Source organism: Acinetobacter sp. GW821-FHT09D10 (assembly GCF_059416285.1).
The window spans coordinates 131,277-150,702 of sequence record NZ_JBWKOW010000005.1; the positions used below are offsets into that span (position 1 = coordinate 131,277).

The following is a 19,426-nucleotide window of genomic DNA, read 5'->3' on the forward strand; positions in this document are numbered from 1 at the left end:
GGTGGGCGCTGACGGGATCGAACCGCCGACATTCTGCTTGTAAGGCAGACGCTCTACCAACTGAGCTAAGCGCCCTTTAACGTCTTCATCGTTTGTGAGGTGCATTATAGAGAATCTTTAACAGGTGTCAAACGCTTTTCGACTTCTTTTTAAAAAAATGCGAATGAATGATTAAAAATAAGTCATTATTAAGTAAAAAACAATTTTTTGTATTTTATTTAAACACTTATTTCAATATTTTCTGCATTTACACCGCTAACCAAGAATAGATAAAACTCGCACTCAGGTTAAAGATTGTTCAGATAAATAAACTAATGCATCTTCAGCAACTAAATCAAATAGCTCAATGATTTCTTCATTACGCATTCGAACACACCCATGTGACATTGGCACCCCCATTGATTGCGTGTCTGGAGTTCCATGAATGTAGATATAACGTTGCATAGTGTCGTGGCCTTCCCCTTTATTAAACCCAGTCTCTAGGCCATCTAACCAGAGAATACGAGAAAGTATCCAGTCTCGTTCAGGATATTGGGCAGCTAACTCAGTGCTATAAACCTCCCCTGTTGGCTTACGCGCGATAAAAACTGCATTTTTGGGAGACTCTGCACCAATTTTCTTAGCCACTCTGTGCCATCCACGTGGTGTTCTACCCGTGTTTTCCTGCTCACCAATTCCATTCTTTCCGGTAGAGACAACATAAAACTTATTATGTTTAGGCAAAGTTAACGTTTGATTTGCTAAATCGATGAGAACATCAGCATCTTCGAGTTTAAATTGAGTCATTGAACTTATTCTCTTATCTGAATATCACTTTTGAATATATTTGTTAGGTTTTACAGCTCAACAATGGTTAACCATTACCTATATTTCTATACACAGCCATGTTGAAAAACAAAATATTAGTGGTCTTTGTTTTCTGGCTCAGGTCTTAGCCATAACCAAATTGCAACGATCAACATGGTAGTATCAGTAAAAGCCTTGACCAAAAGTGGCGCTGAAGTAAATAGCATTATAATTCCGCTAATTGCCATCATTATGCTTGCAATCCACTTCGCTTTACGAGGTACTGTGCCATTGGCTCGCCAATTACGTAATGTTGGTCCATATTTAGGGTGATTTAACAACCAATCATCCATTTGTGGCCAGCCTTTTGAAGCAGCCCAAGCAGCCAGAATCAAAAACACTGTTGTCGGCATACCTGGTAAAATTGCTCCAATAATGCCTAGCGTGATAAAAATCACGACTAAAGAGCGCCAGAACAATGTTCGCATATATAAACCTTAACCTGCTGTTGGCGTTAGTATAAAGTGTTTTTCTAATGTTTTTTTGTTGATCCGTTATGAAATTAGGATGAATTACTTCGAGTATTAAATGTATGAATATTGCCTCAGTTAAAACGTCCTATTTCGAGCCATGGCTTCAATTTCAACATCCTATCGTTCGACAACTCGCTTTTTGTATTGCCAGCCCAAATTTACTTTGCCAATTACCCACAAGTTTATCTATCCAGCATCACTTTAATTTGCATAGCGATAAAGTATGGGAAGATCATTTTCAAGATTATTTACCACGGTTAAAAGAACTTGATGAATCACCAGAACCCCTACTTCAATTTTTATCTCAGCTTAAAAGTACACGTTTAGGTTTACGCTTTGAACATCTACTTTGGTTTTGGCTACAAGAGGATCAGTACCATCCCTATCAATTATTGGGACATAGTATTCAAAAAATTGAAGGGGCAAAAACATTAGGCGAGCTGGATTTTTTAATTTTAAATAAAGACACTCAAAAAATTGAACACTGGGAGGTCGCCTTAAAATATTATCTCGGTGAGGCAGATTTACATTTAGAACAATGGATTGGCCTAAACCGTCAGGATACTTTAAGCAAAAAGCTTTACCACTTTACCAACAAACAATTTCAGTTTCCTGAAGCATTAAACTTTGAAATTCATCAACGCTTTGCAGTTTTAAAGGGACAACTTTATCTCCCTATAGAGTTAAATTTGCAGCAGCCCCTACCAAACTGGATCAATTTAAAGCGTCGTTTGGGATATTGGGGCACCACAATTCCACATTCTTCTTTTTATCGATTAGAAAGGCACGAATGGCTGTGTCCAAATAAACAACCTAGTTCCGCCCCAGCACATTGGTGGACAGACGGCTTATATTGTAAAAATGGTCAGGAGGTTGTGTTTTATATGTTTAGACACCCTTCACACTTAAAATTTAAGTCAACATTCAGAAATTCAAACAATTAACAATAACTTTAAGCTTCCAGAAACATTTTATAACGTTTTTACTATTAAACAGTCATGTTTCTTTTTCCGTTTGTTTTTTAATCTAAATTTACTTCATTATTAAATTTAAACGGAGAAAATGATGAAAAAAGTTTTAGCTGCTTCTGTAATGATTGCTGTTGTTTTAACAGGCTGTAATACGTTTAAGGGTTTTGGTAAAGATGTTTCTAAAGCAGGTGATGCTGTAACGAATACTGCTGAAAAAACACAAGATAAAATGTAAGTTAGAGTTGTCACTAAAAAACCTTATCATTCCGATAAGGTTTTTTTATTTTTACATACCCATCCCGTAGAGATTCGCCTATTATATCGGACTATATTTCACCTGATCAGCACGCAATTTCCGGTATGAACCATTCAGATACTCTCTCGCTTAGCCTAGAACTTTTACAACAACCTTCTGTTACTCCAATTGATCACACTTGCCAGACCATCATGGCAGACCGTTTAAGCCAAGTTGGTTTTCATATTGAACCAATGCGTTTTGGTGAGGTAGATAATCTCTGGGCGCGTCGCGGAACTGAAGAACCTGTATTTTGTTTTGCAGGTCATACTGACGTAGTCCCGACAGGTAAATTAGAAGCATGGAATTCAGACCCATTTGCGCCTGAAATCCGCGATGGAAAATTATATGGTCGCGGTTCAGCTGATATGAAAACTGCTTTGGCAGCTATGGTTGTCGCATCTGAGCGTTTTGTAGCAAAACACCCAGACCATAAAGGATCTATCGCATTTCTGATTACTTCCGATGAAGAAGGTCCTGCGGTTAACGGTACGGTTAAGGTTATTGAGACTCTTGAAGAACGTAATGAAAAAATTAAATGGTGTTTGGTCGGTGAACCCTCAAGTACTCATAAATTAGGGGATATTGTTAAAAATGGGCGTCGTGGTTCCCTCAATGCTGTATTAAAGGTCCAAGGTAAACAAGGCCATGTGGCTTATCCACATTTAGCACTAAACCCAATTCATGAAGCATCACCTGCTTTAACAGAGCTATGCCAAAGTGTTTGGGATAATGGAAATGAATATTTCCCAGCAACATCATTTCAGATTTCAAATATTCATGCTGGAACTGGTGCAACTAACGTAATTCCAGGTACTTTAGAAGTTACCTTTAACTTCCGTTATTCAACAGAAGTGACGGCTGAACAGCTTAAACAACGTGTTCATGAGATTTTAGATAAACACGGTTTACAGTATGAAATCGTTTGGAATCTCTCTGGTTTACCTTTCCTGACTCCAGTTGGTGAATTGGTTAATGCGGCTCAAACTGCGATTTTAAATGTAACTGGCACTGAAACTGAGCTTTCAACAAGTGGTGGTACTTCTGATGGACGTTTTATTGCCCCAACAGGCGCACAGGTATTGGAGTTAGGTGTTCTTAACGCAACAATTCATCAAATTAATGAACATGTTGACGTACATGACCTCGATCCACTGACTGATATTTATGAGCAAATTTTAGAAAATTTATTAGCTAAATAAAAATTAAAAAAGGAACTCAAATTGAGTTCCTTTTTTTTATAAATGAAGCGAATTTTGGATATATTGCAAATTAGGAACGTGGTAGCGTTGATTCTCCATACGCACATATTTAAATACAGTTGGGTGCTGTAAAGAGTCCTGTATATCTTCGTTTTCATCTACGACTTCAGAAATACGCAGACGAACTGAAACTGGCATCGATTTACATATGAGTGCAAAACGTTGGCTGATATCTTCACTTTCAATAACTAATGCTACCGCTCGCGAATCAATTTCATTATGCACTGTATAGACTGGAAGTTTTACGTCATGCCATTCAATATGCTTGATACCATTTTTAACATCCATAGCTGATAACACTATGTTTTGAGGCAATAGCATCGGTACTTGCTGATCGCATTCAATAATATATGCATCAATAAAACCAGTTGAAACAGTAATTAAATGTTGAAGTTCTTGCTGATCCATCTCATTAATTAAAGATGTACTGATATGACTCTTCATTAGGCAAGTTCCTCTTCACGTTTCGTGAAAAAAGCATCAATATTGTGAAGTAAGTCTTCTTCTTGGAAAGGTTTACCCATGTATTGGTTAACCCCTAAAGTAAATGCTCGTTCACGGTGTTTTTCACCAGTTCTCGATGTAATCATAATGACTGGCATATCTTGATGTAGATCATGATGTCGAACGAGATTAAGTACCTCAAAGCCATCCATTCGCGGCATTTCGATATCAAGCAGCATCAGATCTGGTTTAATATTTTCCAACTGCTCAATTGCATCGATACCATCTTTAGCAGTGACTACGTCATAGCCCTGACGTTCGAGTAAACGAGTCGTTACCTTACGGACTGTGACAGAGTCATCTACAATCATAATGAGACGGCGTTCATCAGACTCACGTTGTCTATAGATAGCTTCATTCAGCTGCTTATGTCGGCGGGTAGACTGAATTTGGCGAGCAATATTTTGTCCATCTAAAATTAGACAAACTTGACCATCACCTAAAATAGTTGCGCCTGCAATTGCACCAATACTAGAGAACTGCTGCCCGATTGGCTTGACCACAATCTGCGCACGTGAACCAATAAGCTGATCAACCAATAATGCAATTGTTTGTCCATTATTGGTCTTAATCATTAATACTGGTAGTGAATACATCATCCCGCTTAAACGAGGAATCGGTTGATTACCAACAAACTCAGATAAATAGCGTAATGGATAGCGTTTATTTTCAAATTCAAAGAATTCTTGTGCACTTCCAAAATACTGTTCTAATGATGTTGGTGAAACTCGAACAATTCGATCAATTTGAGCCAAAGGAATTGCAAATTGTTGATCAGCAACTTTAACCATTAAGGCATCACTAACAGCTACTGTGGTTGGAACGCGTATTGTAAAGATTGTTCCTTGCCCATACACAGAGTCGACACTCACATGTCCGCCCAAAGCTTTAATATCACTTTGTACAACATCTAGTCCTACACCACGACCTGAAATCTGAGTGACTTGATCGGCCGTACTTAACCCTGGATGGAAAATCAACTGTAAAATATCTTGATGTTCTAATACTTGTTCAGAATTAATCAAACCAGACAATAGGGCCTTTTGACGGACCTTCTCGATATCAATACCTCGGCCATCATCCTTAAATGTAACAACAACATCCGTACCTTGACGATGAATATTCAGTTCAATACGTCCAGTTTCTGGTTTTCGCACTTGTTCACGTTGCACACGATCTTCTAAACCATGGTCAATCGCATTTCGAAGCATGTGCTCAAGTGGTGTAACCAAACGCTCTAGCATCGTCCGGTCTAATTCACCTTCGGTATTATTAACAAAAAGCTCTGCTGGTCGATCCAACGCAGTAGAAGTCTGCCTCACAATTCTTTGTAAACGAGGTAGCAATCGAGAAAATGGTACTAATCGTGTTCGCATTAGCCCTTCTTGAATTTCGGCCTGAATACGTGATTGCTGTACCAGCAAACTTTCGGTGTCTCTGATTTTTTCGGATAATGTATTTTTGAAATCCACTAAATCCGATGCAGATTCGGCAAGTGATTTCGATAATTGATTCAATGAAGAATATTGGTCCATCTCTAGAGGATCAAATTCTGTATAACGAGAGTGCTCAATACCGTGTTTTGCAATAATCTGACTTTCTAATTCGCCTTCCATTCGACGTAACTGGTCTGCTAGTCGTTGAATGGCTAATTCCATTTCTACTAACGTATGACCAAATTGACTGAGATCCATTTCAATTCGTGAACGGTTAATCGAATTCTCACCAGACAAATCAATCATTTTCTCAATTAAATCTGCCGAAACCCGGATCATCTCATTATTTTGTTCAAGATGCTGCGTTTGTTCCCATGCCCCCATCATTGGCGGTGGTTCTGCACCATCACCTTGCACAAAGCTCATTACAGGTTCAGTACTAAATAGATCAGTTCTAGTCAACTTACTTGGAATTTGTATTGCAGTTTCAATAAACTGAATATTTTCTAAACTTTGTTGTAAACCATCGAAATGTTGATAATTTTGCTTAAAAATTGCCTCTTTTAACCAAACAATCGCACTCTCTAGCAAGTTGTCATAAATATTTGAGCTAAAATGATAAAGCGCAAATTTTTCAAAAGCGTTTTCAAGTTGATAAGCAATCGCTTGTACGGTTTCAAGTCCCACCATACGGGAACCACCCTTCAAGCTGTGCACAGCCCTTTGTAGCTGAAGCAAGATACTACGATTGGTACGCTGCTCAAACCACTGCTTTAATAGGTGATCGGCCATCTCTAACAGCTCGGCCGCTTCCTCCATAAATGTCTGCTCGACAACAGAGTCAATATCCTGATCTTGGATACTGTCTGTATAGCCTTCTGCATCAAAAACTTGTAATTCTTTGTGTTCAACAAGTCTAATATTAGACTCAACAATCTGCTCACAATTAGAAGTTAACTCATCGAGATTTAACGCAGTATTGTGTATAGCTTCTTGTTGTAATACTTCAAAACTTGATTCCGGTATAACATCTGTTCCAGACTCTGCTTGCATCTCTTTAGCAGCAGACCCGAGTGAATTATATACCTTACCTGCATTCTTAAGCGCTTGAATAGTATGAGAAGCAGCATAATCTAGGTGCTGTTCACGTACTATTTGTAGGCGATCAGCTAAATCATCTTGGACCAGACGGATAAAATCAATGAGAGCAGATGAAGTAATTAGCTGTCTTTGAATTAATCGCTCATAAATACTTTCTAATTCATGTGCAATTAAACCAATATAATTTGCCTGAATCATATTTGCCCCACCTTTTAAGGTATGCAAATAGCGCATCAAATTATTAAGAGCAGCGAAGTTCTCTTGATCATTAACCCAAATATTAAGATCTGTATCCATTCCTTCAAGCAACTCATCGGCTTCTTCAAGAAAAATATCTAACAATTCTGGATCAAAATAACGGTTTACGTGCTCAGTAGACATGAACTGGCGATCTAAATGCACACTCTGACTCATGACTACATGATCAGTTAGTATACTTTCGATAGATGCTGAAGGTTCATTTGCTGTTTGTTCTACATCAGCACTAAAGAGTGACTCAACAACGTCCTGATGACTTTCTAATGGTTCAGAATTAAGGCTTGGAATATATTGGGTATATAGTTTTAGCTCTTCCAAAATATTTTGGTGTTGCTCAATAATACTAACTCTTTGACCCGCAGCTAATGCATCAAATAACTGAATTAATTGTTGATGTGCTTTCTGATAAATTTCAAAAACATAATCTGATTGTAATAAATCAGGTCGATCAAGCAATACGTCATAGCTATCTTTCAGCTGGTTCGTATATTCATATAAACCAACCATGGCCTGCGACTGAGTATGTTGCAATAACAAATCAGCCTGTTCACTTAAACGTTCAAGATAATGAGGGAACTCAGAACGAATTCCTTTCTCAAAATCTAACTCTGCATCAAGTAATTCTGAAACATCGAGCTGTAACAGCTGAGATACTAAACCATGTGGAGGCGTGAGCGGGCTCGCATGCTCCCCATGTTGTTCCATATAAGCATCCCAAACCTGATTGAACTGTTTCAGGTTAGAGTCTAATTGCTCATTAGAGCAATGCGCAGCCAATAGATCTAAACAATTTCGAATAAACTGACGGTAATCACGGAGTAGTAAAATTTCTTCTGAATGAGAAGATAGCTCTTCTTGTAATAGGATTTTAAATAAATGCTCAACTTTAGTACTAGCATCAAAAATTGCTTCTACCTGAGCCATTGCTGAGCTGCCACGCAACGTATGTAATGCACGGATTAGTGCATTGTAACTCTCGTGCTGATGTATTTCTTGTTCTAAGAACTGATCGATGGTCGCTAAGTGCTCCTCCGCTTCTTCCATAAATAAAACTAAGGTTTCAGCAAGGTTATGTTCACTTTCTATGGCGGTTTCTAGAGTTAAATTATCTGATTCCTGTTCTAAATCACCCACCTCTAAACCAGTCTTAGTTTCCACAGTGAGACTATCAGACAATAATAAAAGTTCTTCTAAAGCAGGCTCTAAACTTTGCTGTTGTTGTAATTGTTGTCCTAATAAAATAAGGGGTCTAAAATCTACTGCATGTTCCTTTTTAGATTTAAAGTCATCTACTAATTTAAAGAAATAGAACTTAAATACCAACTGAACATATTGTTGGATGTTAGGAGTTAATATGAGACTTTCATTGATTACCCGATTAAGCGTATCTTCTACAGTCCAAGCAAGCTCAGCAGAGGATTTCGCTGCAATCATTCGCCCCGAACCTTTCAAGGTATGAAAATGGCGACGGATTTCAGTCAGCGTAGCAACATTTTCAGATTGCATCCATTCATGAATCAAAGATTGCAATTCAACAAAAATTTCTTCAATTTCTTCAACGAAGATATCAAGAAATTCGGCATCTTGTTGAGAATAGCTATCTTCCGGTAGCATCATTGCTTCAGTTAAAGTTTTTAATATTTCTTTCATAGCAAAGGCTTCTTTTGCTTGTCCCCTAAATGGAGAAAAACGACAGAGTCAACACCAGATAAATAGCTGTGTCCCCAATACTTATCTGGTGTTGTTAATACTTTTTAGAAGAATAGCTAGTATAGAAACAGCTATCCTCGTCCCCAATTTAATCAGGTAATTTAAAGTCCGTTACCGATTCACGTAATGACTCTGCCATATTTGCTAATTCAGAAACAGAACGCGCTGTATCGAATGTTGCAGTTGTCGTTTGCGAAGTAATTTCTTGTACGACGGTCATGGTTGTCGCAATGTGACTCGCAGATGCAGACTGAAGTTTTGCTGCATCAGAAATGTTGGCCATCAAGTTTGCCAAGTCACCAGATACTTTTTGAATCTCGTCCAAGGCAATACCTGCATCTTTTGCCAAGTTCGCTCCGCGCACAACCTCAGTGGTTGTTTGTTCCATTGAAATAACAGCTTCATTCGTATCGGTCTGAATTGTTTTAACCAGAGTTTCAATCTGTTTAGTTGCCGATGCAGAACGTTCTGCAAGACGCTGTACTTCATCTGCAACCACGGCAAAACCACGCCCTGCTTCACCTGCCATAGATGCTTGAATTGCTGCATTTAATGCAAGAATGTTTGTTTGGTCCGCAATGTCATTAATTAACGATACGATGTTACCAATTTCTTGTGAAGACTCACCCAAACGTTTAATACGTTTAGAGGTTTCTTGGATCTGTTCACGAATCGTGTCCATACCTTCAATTGAACGGTTTACTACTTGTGCTCCATTAGAAGCAATTTGTACCGAACGTTCTGCTACTTCGGTAGATTCAGATGCATTTGAAGATACTTGGTCAATTGATTGCGCCATTTCATTCATTGCGGTTGATGCGCCAGCAATTTCTTGTGCCTGATGCTCTGATGCTTCTGCCAACTGGTTAGTAATATTTTGTGTATCATGCGTATAGCGGGCAACTTCCTGAGAAGTTTCATGAATCCGGGATACAAGATCACGTAATTGGTCAATCGCGAAGTTAATCGAGTCGGCAATCGCTCCTGTAAAGTCCTCAGATACCGTTGCATATGAACGCAAGTCACCATCTGCCAAGTCGGCAATTTCATCTAGTAAACGTAAAATCGCGTTTTGGTTACGGTCATATTCTTCTTGCAAGGTAGCTACACGTTGTTTATCCGCTTTACTACGAAGTGATAAAAGCTTTAAGACTGAGCTAATTAAACCAATAAGTGATAATGTAAGAAGCGCAACTAAAGCAAAGGCTTTCCAACCATACTGTGTTTGCTTAGAAAGATCACCCAATACAGATAACATTTCATCAGATTCCGAGAAGATCTCACCTGATGATTGACGTACGTTTACAATCTGATCTGTATGTTTAAGAACTGATGCCGCTGCAGATTTTAAAACTTGATCATATTCAGATTTAATACCTTCCAAAGATTCACGTACTTCTGGAGACTCAACTCTAGCAACACCCAATTCAGCATTTCCGTTTAGCTGTGCATTTAAATACACACCAAAGGTCTCAATATCGACACTAAAGTCATGCGCTGAGTTCTCAGAGTTCTCTGAACCAACCAAAACAGAGTTAATAGAGCGTAAAATACGTTCTGCAATAAATACCTGGTTTTTAGCAATAATCACCTGACTACTCGGTGCTTTTTCGCGAACCATCTTATCGACCATCAAGTTATATTCAGCCTGAATCTCTGGAATAGAGTCACTAATCGAGATGTTCATGTTATATAACTGATTAATTACGTCCTGATGTGATGAGATCAAGTTAACGTCATAAGACAAAGCTTTCCACAGAACCGCAACCTTTTTGTATTCTTTTGAAGATGTACCATGAATATTTTCAACATCTTTCATATTTTCTGCAAAAAGTTTATTTGATTCAGCCAAGTCTTTCATCGCTTTAGGTGATCCAGAAGCCGTTGCTTCTGTAGCCTGTCTAGAAATAGTTTGTGACAATAAGCGCAACTCACCCAAACTACGGGTTAATTCGTTATGTCGAGGTACGCTATAAAATAAATAAGCGAGCGAAGTTAAAGCAAATAATAAACATAACAACGCTACATAAAGGATAGGCTTGGACTTTTCACTTTCCCCAAATAAACTGGCGTATTGCTCAATTCCCGACTGGATTTTTGCAATAAAATTGAGACCCGATTTTTCGGACGCAACACGATTGCCGCCTTTCTTTTTAAGCTTAAAGCCCATAGCTTCTCCCCAGAAAATACTCTGTTTTTCACAGCGTAAAAATTAGTTTATAAATTTTGTCGATGCATTCATGTAGTGTGGGTTTTGCAATAAACGACTAAATAAAAAGACATGCCAATGCTGGTTATGTTGGTGAAAATAACCTTGGCAATAATCTTTTAGATTTTCCTCTAAGTCTAAGCTTTGAGAAAAAAAACTTTTTTTATTAAAGTGCTGAATCCCCAAGACCTGATCCACAACCAACCCCACATACTGGTCGTGATGGCTAATACATAACACTTTTTGGGCAGACGAAAATGTACTTCGTTGCCCTGAAATAAAATGAGCCAAATCAGAAACCGAAAGCAATCGCCCCCGAATGTTCGCCAAACCTTTCACCCAACTTTGAGCATTTGGAACTGGCGTATATTTCGGTGGATAGATAACTTCTGACACTTCCCCAAGTGGTGCGACGAAGTATTGCCCTCTCATTTCAAAAGCAATTCCTGACCATCGCTGTGCTTCATTTTGAACTGAAGCGTAATTCTTATTACCCCGTTTAGACAAACGAAGTAACTCGATAAATCCATTCGCTGCCATACTCGATCCTATAAAACGGGCATGTAACCCCGTTATTTATGTTTTTATGGATGGATGAGTTACTTTAGAAATTGTTTAATTACATCAATCAATTGCTTTTCTTCGATAGGTTTAATCAGATAGTCGATTGCACCTTGACGCTTGCCCCATACTCGGTCAGTTGCCTGATCTTTAGTACTCACGATTACCACAGGAATATGCTTAGTGTCTTCATCACGGGTAATCTGGCGGGTTGCCTGAAAGCCATTTACACCTGGCATGACAACATCCATTAACACTAAGTCAGGCTGTTCTGCTTTTGCCAAAGTTACACCATCTGCACCATTAGATGCTTCAAGTACGTCATAACCATGCTTGGTTAGAATTTCTTTAAAACGAAAAGTTTCTGTTGGTGAATCATCAACAATGAGAATACGTGTCATTTCTTTGCCCTTAAATTACTTAATTATGAACTTACGTGATTACGAATCGCGTTTAACAATTCATCTTTGCTAAAAGGTTTCGTCAAGTATTCATCTGAACCTACCACACGCCCTTTTGCCTGATCAAATAAACCATCTTTACTAGAGAGCATGATAACGGGAATGTTCTGATAATTTTGAGAGTTTTTAATCAAAGCGCAAGTTTGATAACCATCTAAACGAGGCATCATGATATCGACAAAAACAATATCTGGATTTGCTTCTGCAATTTTGGACAAAGCTTCAAATCCATCCACCGCAGTAATCACTTCACAGCCTTCTCGCTGTAATAAAGTTTCGGCTGTACGGCGAATGGTTTTTGAGTCATCAATTACCATTACTTTCAGATTTTGGAATGCATCTTCCATTTAATCTTCCATCCCCAATAAATATAAAATATAAATGCAATTTAACTTAAATTTGTTTTTACACATTTATAAGTATTTTTAACATATCTCACGGTCTATTTTCAATGAGGCATTTTTGTCTACTTTCTCATTTATAAACAATAACTTTTAACCTCATCACACTTTAATTGAAATTATCATTTTTTTTATAATGACTATATTTTTATTCAGCTAAATAATAACTAATATAATAAAGATTAATTATTTAAAAATAAGCGATTTAGCTTTCTTTTTTGGGGATTTTCAATGAATAATTGGATGAAATATGCCTTTTATAGGAACTGCTTGTCTGTATCTATAGGCATTATTTCCTTCGGTTCACTCTTTTTCTGGGCTTCCACCCTTGCTATAGCCGATACTTCTAAAGTGGTCTGGTATCGTTATTATGATCAACAGGGTACGGCCAATATCAGTACATCAGTCACACCTGCTCATATTCGTTATGGTTATGAAGTTCTAGATCAAAATATGCAAGTGATTAAAAGAAACCATTCTTATAATGCACAGGCTGATTTAAATCAATCAAGTCAACGGGCATTATCAGCACGGCATAGAGAACTAGATATCAAATTAAAAAAAGCCTATAGCAATAGTAAGACAGCTTTGATTAAAAGAGATCAAGCACTACTTGCTATAAAGAAGCAAATTAACTATCAACAGGAACAACTCGACCAGTTACAACAAGATAAAATTTTATTTAAACGTCAAGAAATGGAATATTTCAGAAAGAGAGAAGTTATTCCTGAGCACCATAAGACGTTGATTGAAAACAATCTAAATAATATTTACAGGGTCAAACAAACACTTGAAACACTTTCCAAGACCTATAACCGTACCAATAGCGAGTATGAAAATATTATCGAACGTTTAAAAAAGCTTGAATAACTGTAAAGGTTTATCAAGAATAGGGACAAAATAAAATTTGAATTATAGGATGATGCTGTATGCACAAAATGCATCTCACCCCTTCCACTATTTTTAAACTGAGTATTATTAGTTTATGTTTGATTTTAGCTGCATGTAATCAGCAAGAAACAACTAAAACAACGGCACCAGCTCCAGCAAAAATTGAACTCATTCCTCAAGACCTGATTGCAGTTAAAGAGGGAGCACTTGACTCTCAAACTGCTTTTACAGGAACGATTCGTGCGGTTCAGCAAAGTTCAATTCAGGCTCAAGTGAGCGCCACGGCGACCACTGTAACTACAAATGTTGGTCAACAGGTACAAAAAGGCCAAGTTTTAGTGAGATTGAATAATCAGGACAATGTTGCACGATTAGCCCAAGCACGCGCCAATCTTGCATCAGCTCAGTCACAAGCTGAACTTGCACGCAATTTAATGAACCGAAAGCAAAGACTGTTTAATCAAGGATTTATTGCTCGTGTCGAGTTTGAACAAAGTCAGGTTGACTACAAAGGCCAACTTGAAAGTGTAAAAGCTCAACAAGCGAATGTTGATATTGCTCGAAAGGCTGATCAAGACGGAATTATTACCAGCCCAATTTCAGGTGTGATTACTAAACGACAAGTAGAACCTGGTCAGACTGTATCAGTTGGTCAAACACTATTTGAAATCGTAAATCCAGACCAACTTGAAATACAAGCCAAGTTACCAATTGAGCAACAGTCTGCTCTTAAAGTAGGTAACAGCATTCAATATCAGATTCAGGGAAATTCTAAACAATTAAACGCAACGCTTACTCGTATTTCACCTGTTGCAGATCAAGACAGCCGACAAATCGAATTTTTTGCAGTTCCTAAAGAAAAAATTGATTCGTTAAGCATAGGAGCTTTCATTAATGGAAATATTCTTCGTAGTGATACCAATCAAGGCCAAACGATTCCTTTAGACAGCATTCAAAATATGCAACATGATCCTTTTGTATGGGTGGTACGTAATCACACCATCCAAAAAGTTAAAATTCGAGTGATTGAACAGCGCTATAACGACAATATTGCTTTGGTTGGCGGTTTGCAAAGCACAGATATGGTGAGCCGTATTCAATTTGAAGATTCCGACATTAATAAAAAAGTGACGGTTACAAACGACAAAAATAAATAAGGTAGCAAATAGCGTATGTGGTTTACTCGAATCAGTGTGAAATACCCCGTTTTTACTATTATGATGATGATCAGCTTAATGGTACTCGGGTTAGCTTCTTGGAAACGGATGACCGTTGAAGAGTTTCCAAATATAGATTTCCCATTCGTCGTAGTGACTACAGAATATGCGGGTGCCTCGCCTGAAGCTGTCGAATCAGATATTACTAAAAAACTCGAAGATCAAATCAATACGATTTCAGGCATTAAGCAAATTACTTCACGTTCAAGTGAAGGTTTTTCGATGGTCGTTGCAGAGTTTAACCTTGATACATCTTCAGCCATTGCAGCACAAGATGTTCGAGACAAAATTGCTCCCGTCGCAGCACAGTTCCGTGATGAAATTGATACACCAATTGTACAGCGCTACGATCCTTCCTCTAGCCCAATTATGTCTGTTGTCTTTGAATCTACTAGCATGAATTTGGCTCAATTGAGTTCATATGTCGATAAACGGATCGTGCCTCAACTCAAAACCGTTTCAGGTGTCGGTAATGTGAATTTATTGGGGGATGCCAAACGACAAATACGAATAAAAATTCTTCCTGAGCAATTGCAAAGTTACGGTATTGGCATCGATCAGGTCATTAATACGTTAAAAAATGAAAACATTGAAGTTCCTGCTGGAACCTTACAACAAAAGAACTCTGAACTGGTTGTACAGATTCAATCCAAGGTTATTCATCCCCTTGCATTTGGAGATTTGGTGATTGCCAATAAAAATGGTTCACCGATTTTCTTAAAACAAGTGGCAACTGTTGAAGACACTCAAGCAGAACTACAATCAAGCGCTTTTTATAATGGTAAAACGGCTGTCTCTATTGATATTTTAAAAAGTTCCGATGCCAATGTAATTAAAGTCGTCGATCAGACTTATCAAACTTTAGAGAAGTTAAAAGCTCAGATGCCTGCGGGTTTAAATTATAAAGTCGTAGCTGATAGCTCTAAAGGCATTCGTGCTTCAATTAAAGATGTTGCTCGTACCATTATTGAAGGTGCCGCCTTAGCAGTTTTAATTGTTTTATTATTTTTAGGCTCTTTCCGCTCTACAATCATCACAGGTTTAACCTTACCCATTACCCTTCTTGGAACCCTAACTTTTATCTGGGCTTTTGGGTTTAGCATTAACATGATGACGCTTTTAGCCCTATCACTCAGTATTGGTCTATTAATTGATGATGCAATTGTGGTTCGGGAAAATATTGTAAGACATACAGAACTTGGCAAAGATCATGTCACAGCAGCCCTTGAAGGGACAAAAGAAATTGGTCTGGCTGTACTCGCAACTACCCTTACTATTGTGGCAGTCTTTTTACCGGTTGCCTTTATGGGCGGACTGATTGGACGTTTCTTTTATCAGTTTGGTGTAACAGTCAGTACCGCTGTTCTAATTTCAATGTTTATTAGCTTTACGCTCGATCCAATGCTTTCTGCTCACTGGAAAGATCCGGTCAAGAAAAAAGATAATTGGCTACAACGGTTTTTTGACCATATTTCTAATTTGCTAGATCGGCTTAGTCATGTGTATGAAAAGCTATTAAAACTTGCTCTACGTTTCCGTTTCATCACGGTGATTATTGCAATCGCTTCATTATTTGCTGCATTAGGACTTTCTAAACTCATTGGAACTGAATTTGTGCCTACCCCAGATAAAGGTGAAATTCGGATTCAGTTCGAAACTCCTGTAGATGCTTCTTTAGAATATACCCAAGCAAAACTCCATCAGGTTGACCAAATTATTAGGCAATTTCCAGATGTCGTTTCAACTTATGGTGTTGTCAATAGTGGGGTTGATTCTGGTAAAAATCGCGCTGGTTTGGGAGTTACCTTAAAGCCGAAACAACAGCGAAACAAGGATCTTAATGCGCTCAATAATGAATTCCGCGATCGTTTGCAAACTGTAGCGGGCATTCGAGTTACATCTGTTGCAGCGGCACAAGATTCTGTCTCGGGCGGGCAAAAGCCAATCATGATTTCTATTAAAGGGACAGACTTAAATGAACTACAAAAAATTTCAGATCGTTTTATCGCTGAAATGGAAAAAATTAAAGGTGTAGTTGATTTAGAAAGCTCTTTGAAAGAACCGAAACCAACTTTGGGTGTTCATATTAATCGTGTACTGGCAAGTGATTTAGGCCTATCTGTTTCACAAATTGCCAATGCGATTCGTCCATTAATTGCTGGTGATAATGTGACAACATGGGAAGATCGGGATGGTGAAAACTATGACGTTAATGTCCGTTTAAACGAAAATAAACGTATGCTCCCGCAAGATGTACAGAATCTATATCTCAACTCAAATAAAACCAATGCAACTGGACAAAACATTTTAGTTCCACTTAGCGCAGTGGCAACGACTGAAGAGAAACTCGGTGCTTCACAAATTAATCGACGTGATCTTGAGCGTGAAGTGCTCATTGAGGCAAATACATCTGGGCGACCTAGTGGTGATATTGGCCAAGACATCGATAAAATGCAAAAGGCGTTTAAGCTACCTGCTGGCTATACATTTGACACTCAAGGAGCCAATGCCGATATGGCAGAATCTGCCGGATATGCATTAACAGCAATTACCCTATCGATTGTATTTATCTATATTGTTTTAGGTTCTCAATTTAATAGCTTTATCCATCCAGCTGCGATTATGGCCTCTTTACCATTATCACTAATTGGCGTATTCCTTGCCCTCTTCTTGTTCCAAAGCACACTGAACCTGTTTTCGATTATTGGCATTATCATGCTGATGGGGCTTGTCACTAAAAACGCGATTTTGCTTATCGATTTTATTAAGAAAGCGATGGATCAGGGTGTCAGCCGTTATGATGCTATTTTACAAGCTGGCAAAACCCGTTTACGCCCAATTTTAATGACTACAAGCGCCATGGTAATGGGGATGGTTCCATTAGCTTTGGGTTTAGGTGAAGGCGGTGAGCAAAGCGCACCAATGGCTCACGCTGTGATTGGGGGAGTGATTACCTCTACCCTGTTGACTCTTGTGGTTGTACCCGTCATTTTCACTTATCTAGATGACTTGAAAAACTTTATGCTGCGTCAAACTCGACGATTCATGTCATAATGCAGCGATTATCGTATAATCTGCGTTTTTATAACGCTTAACTTTTAGGACTTTTTCCATGCGCGCAAGCCGCTTTTTATTTGCAACGTTGAGAGAAACCCCAAATGATGCTGAAGTGATTTCACACCAGCTCATGTTACGTGCGGGGATGATTCGTAAATTGGCATCTGGTTTATATACATGGCTGCCGATGGGAACACGTGTGCTTAAAAAAGTAGATGCAATTGTTCGTGAAGAAATGAACCGTTCAGGTGCAATGGAAGTATTCATGCCCGTGACTCAACCCGCAAGTCTTTGGGAAGAATCAGGTCGCTACGAACAATACGGTCCTGAACTATTACGTTTTAAAGATCGCCATGCGAACCCATTTGTACTTGGACCAACGCATGAAGAAGTTATTACAGATATGGCGCGTAACGAACTCAAAAGTTATAAGCAGCTTCCTGTAAATTTCTATCAAATTCAAACCAAATTCCGTGATGAAATTCGTCCACGTTTTGGTGTAATGCGTTCACGTGAGTTCATCATGAAAGATGCTTATTCTTTCCATGCAACTCAAGAATCGTTACAAGAAACTTATGACGTGATGTACGACACATACAGCCGTATTTTCACTCGCTTAGGCTTAGACTTCCGCCCAGTACAAGCAGATACAGGTTCAATTGGTGGTTCAGCTTCACATGAGTTTCACGTTTTGGCTTCAAGTGGTGAAGATGACATCGCATTTTCAACTGAATCTGATTATGCAGCAAACGTTGAAATGGCTGAGGCTGTTTTAGTCGGTGAACGTGCAGCCCCTACTCAAGAATTAAAATTGGTTGAAACACCAAACCAAAAAACGATTGACGATGTATGTCAGTTCTTAAATGCTGATCCTAAGCAATCTGTTAAAGCATTATTGGTTCAAGGCGTTGCTGACGAAAAAGGCCAAGTTCCTGTCGTTGCTCTATTTGTACGTGGTGACCACGAACTTAATGAAATTAAAGCTGAGAAGCATCCTTTAGTGGCTGCCCCTCTTACTTTTGCAACTGAAGAACAACTTCAAGCATTTGGTTTAACTGCTGGCTTTACGGGTCCACAAGGTTTAGTCGAAAAAGGCTTAACTGTGATTGTTGACCGCGCTGCATCTGTTCTTTCAGACTTCGTTGCTGGTGCAAATGAAACTGACAAACATGCTGTAGGTGTAAACTGGGAACGTGATGCACAAATTACCGAAGTTTTCGATTTGCGTAATGTAGTTGAAGGCGATCCATCTCCAGATGGCAAAGGTACACTACAAATTAAACGTGGTATTGAAGTAGGTCATATTTTCCAGCTTGGTACTAAATACTCTGAAGCTTTAGGCTGTAAAGTTCTAGGTGAAGATGGCAAACCATTTACAGTAACCATGGGATGCTACGGTATTGGTGTAACACGTGTTGTAGCGGCTGCAATTGAACAAAATTACGATGACAAAGGCATTATCTGGCCACAAGCCATTGCACCTTTTGAAATTGCAATTGTTCCAATGAATGCGCACAAATCACCACGTACTCTTGAAGCAGCAGAATCACTTTATGCAGAGCTTCAGGCACAAGGTTTTGATGTATTACTTGATGATCGTAATGAACGTCCGGGCGTTAAGTTCTCTGACCTTGAATTGATGGGTATTCCACACCGTATCGTGATTGGTGAGAAAGGTCTTGATGCCGGCACTTTTGAATATAAAGGCCGCCGAGATGCTGAAGCGAGCAATTTAACTAAAGAAGAACTTTTAGCTAAGTTAGCGTGTTAATA

At 38.6% G+C, this 19,426-nt stretch carries 15 protein-coding genes and 1 tRNA gene; 7 read left to right on the forward strand and 9 right to left on the reverse strand.

Annotated elements, in window-relative coordinates:
- Positions 1–2 precede the first annotated feature (2 nt).
- The 3 genes from AC07M3_RS12855 to AC07M3_RS12865 all read right to left on the reverse strand — a co-directional run bounded on the left by AC07M3_RS12855 (position 3) and on the right by AC07M3_RS12865 (position 1,274).
- A tRNA-Val gene (locus AC07M3_RS12855) sits at positions 3–75 on the reverse strand.
- Positions 76–282: 207 nt separating this feature from the next.
- Positions 283–786 carry a cell wall-recycling L,D-carboxypeptidase ElsL gene (elsL, locus tag AC07M3_RS12860; RefSeq protein ID WP_494567472.1) on the reverse strand — a complete coding sequence of 168 codons (504 nt, stop codon included), beginning with the start codon at positions 784–786 and terminating at the stop codon, positions 283–285.
- A gap of 116 nt (positions 787–902) precedes the next feature.
- A complete protein-coding gene (locus AC07M3_RS12865) occupies positions 903–1,274 on the reverse strand; it encodes a YbaN family protein (protein ID WP_092708793.1) in 372 nt (123 codons plus the stop codon).
- 104 nt (positions 1,275–1,378) lie between these two features.
- On the opposite strand from AC07M3_RS12865, the gene AC07M3_RS12870 reads away from it, so the two are divergent.
- From AC07M3_RS12870 to dapE, 3 genes are all read left to right on the forward strand, one after another.
- Positions 1,379–2,263 (forward strand): DUF1853 family protein, encoded by an 885-nt coding sequence (locus tag AC07M3_RS12870; RefSeq protein WP_494567473.1) that lies wholly within the window; start codon positions 1,379–1,381, stop codon positions 2,261–2,263.
- A gap of 118 nt (positions 2,264–2,381) precedes the next feature.
- On the forward strand, positions 2,382–2,525 hold the full coding sequence (locus tag AC07M3_RS12875; protein WP_003655297.1) for an entericidin A/B family lipoprotein: 144 nt from the start codon (positions 2,382–2,384) through the stop codon (positions 2,523–2,525).
- A 125-nt stretch (positions 2,526–2,650) separates the two neighbouring features.
- Positions 2,651–3,787: a succinyl-diaminopimelate desuccinylase gene (dapE, locus tag AC07M3_RS12880; RefSeq protein WP_056483376.1), complete on the forward strand. Its 1,137-nt coding sequence runs from the start codon at positions 2,651–2,653 to the stop codon at positions 3,785–3,787.
- Positions 3,788–3,823: 36 nt separating this feature from the next.
- Here the strand turns inward: dapE and AC07M3_RS12885 are convergent, their stop codons facing one another.
- The 6 genes from AC07M3_RS12885 to pilG form a co-directional block, all read right to left on the reverse strand.
- A complete protein-coding gene (locus AC07M3_RS12885) occupies positions 3,824–4,291 on the reverse strand; it encodes a hypothetical protein (RefSeq protein WP_004639007.1) in 468 nt (155 codons plus the stop codon).
- Positions 4,291–8,796, reverse strand: coding sequence for an Hpt domain-containing protein (locus tag AC07M3_RS12890; protein ID WP_494567474.1), 4,506 nt, complete (start codon positions 8,794–8,796; stop codon positions 4,291–4,293). The genes AC07M3_RS12885 and AC07M3_RS12890 overlap by 1 nt, the downstream gene beginning before the upstream one ends.
- 148 nt (positions 8,797–8,944) lie before the next feature.
- Positions 8,945–11,026, reverse strand: coding sequence for a methyl-accepting chemotaxis protein (locus tag AC07M3_RS12895; protein ID WP_309953209.1), 2,082 nt, complete (start codon positions 11,024–11,026; stop codon positions 8,945–8,947).
- 42 nt (positions 11,027–11,068) lie between these two features.
- The gene (locus tag AC07M3_RS12900; protein ID WP_005309806.1) at positions 11,069–11,605 is read right to left on the reverse strand and encodes a chemotaxis protein CheW; all 537 of its coding nucleotides are present in this window, start codon (positions 11,603–11,605) and stop codon (positions 11,069–11,071) included.
- A gap of 59 nt (positions 11,606–11,664) precedes the next feature.
- Positions 11,665–12,027 (reverse strand): response regulator, encoded by a 363-nt coding sequence (locus AC07M3_RS12905; protein ID WP_005036319.1) that lies wholly within the window; start codon positions 12,025–12,027, stop codon positions 11,665–11,667.
- Positions 12,028–12,050: 23 nt separating this feature from the next.
- Positions 12,051–12,434 (reverse strand): twitching motility response regulator PilG, encoded by a 384-nt coding sequence (pilG, locus tag AC07M3_RS12910; RefSeq protein ID WP_000389061.1) that lies wholly within the window; start codon positions 12,432–12,434, stop codon positions 12,051–12,053.
- Between the two features lie 285 nt (positions 12,435–12,719).
- Here pilG and AC07M3_RS12915 point away from each other — a divergent pair, with 285 nt between their 5' ends.
- From AC07M3_RS12915 to AC07M3_RS12930, 4 genes are all read left to right on the forward strand, one after another.
- Positions 12,720–13,358 carry a hypothetical protein gene (locus tag AC07M3_RS12915; RefSeq protein ID WP_213031161.1) on the forward strand — a complete coding sequence of 213 codons (639 nt, stop codon included), beginning with the start codon at positions 12,720–12,722 and terminating at the stop codon, positions 13,356–13,358.
- Between the two features lie 68 nt (positions 13,359–13,426).
- On the forward strand, positions 13,427–14,536 hold the full coding sequence (locus AC07M3_RS12920) for an efflux RND transporter periplasmic adaptor subunit (RefSeq protein ID WP_375038751.1): 1,110 nt from the start codon (positions 13,427–13,429) through the stop codon (positions 14,534–14,536).
- A gap of 15 nt (positions 14,537–14,551) precedes the next feature.
- Complete coding sequence (locus tag AC07M3_RS12925) at positions 14,552–17,650, forward strand: efflux RND transporter permease subunit (protein ID WP_494567475.1); 3,099 nt, start codon at positions 14,552–14,554, stop codon at positions 17,648–17,650.
- A 58-nt stretch (positions 17,651–17,708) separates the two neighbouring features.
- Positions 17,709–19,424 (forward strand): proline--tRNA ligase, encoded by a 1,716-nt coding sequence (locus AC07M3_RS12930; RefSeq protein ID WP_494567476.1) that lies wholly within the window; start codon positions 17,709–17,711, stop codon positions 19,422–19,424.
- Positions 19,425–19,426 lie beyond the last annotated feature (2 nt).

Bases quoted from the DNA above. Each gene is read 5' to 3' on its own strand.
- elsL (WP_494567472.1), bottom strand. From the start codon at position 786: ATGACTCAATTTAAACTCGAAGATGCTGATGTTCTCATCGATTTAGCA.
- AC07M3_RS12865 (WP_092708793.1), bottom strand. From the start codon at position 1,274: ATGCGAACATTGTTCTGGCGCTCTTTAGTCGTGATTTTTATCACGCTA.
- AC07M3_RS12870 (WP_494567473.1), top strand. From the start codon at position 1,379: ATGAATATTGCCTCAGTTAAAACGTCCTATTTCGAGCCATGGCTTCAA.
- AC07M3_RS12875 (WP_003655297.1), top strand. From the start codon at position 2,382: ATGATGAAAAAAGTTTTAGCTGCTTCTGTAATGATTGCTGTTGTTTTA.
- dapE (WP_056483376.1), top strand. From the start codon at position 2,651: ATGAACCATTCAGATACTCTCTCGCTTAGCCTAGAACTTTTACAACAA.
- AC07M3_RS12885 (WP_004639007.1), bottom strand. From the start codon at position 4,291: ATGAAGAGTCATATCAGTACATCTTTAATTAATGAGATGGATCAGCAA.
- AC07M3_RS12890 (WP_494567474.1), bottom strand. From the start codon at position 8,796: ATGAAAGAAATATTAAAAACTTTAACTGAAGCAATGATGCTACCGGAA.
- AC07M3_RS12895 (WP_309953209.1), bottom strand. From the start codon at position 11,026: ATGGGCTTTAAGCTTAAAAAGAAAGGCGGCAATCGTGTTGCGTCCGAA.
- AC07M3_RS12900 (WP_005309806.1), bottom strand. From the start codon at position 11,605: ATGGCAGCGAATGGATTTATCGAGTTACTTCGTTTGTCTAAACGGGGT.
- AC07M3_RS12905 (WP_005036319.1), bottom strand. From the start codon at position 12,027: ATGACACGTATTCTCATTGTTGATGATTCACCAACAGAAACTTTTCGT.
- pilG (WP_000389061.1), bottom strand. From the start codon at position 12,434: ATGGAAGATGCATTCCAAAATCTGAAAGTAATGGTAATTGATGACTCA.
- AC07M3_RS12915 (WP_213031161.1), top strand. From the start codon at position 12,720: ATGAATAATTGGATGAAATATGCCTTTTATAGGAACTGCTTGTCTGTA.
- AC07M3_RS12920 (WP_375038751.1), top strand. From the start codon at position 13,427: ATGCATCTCACCCCTTCCACTATTTTTAAACTGAGTATTATTAGTTTA.
- AC07M3_RS12925 (WP_494567475.1), top strand. From the start codon at position 14,552: ATGTGGTTTACTCGAATCAGTGTGAAATACCCCGTTTTTACTATTATG.
- AC07M3_RS12930 (WP_494567476.1), top strand. From the start codon at position 17,709: ATGCGCGCAAGCCGCTTTTTATTTGCAACGTTGAGAGAAACCCCAAAT.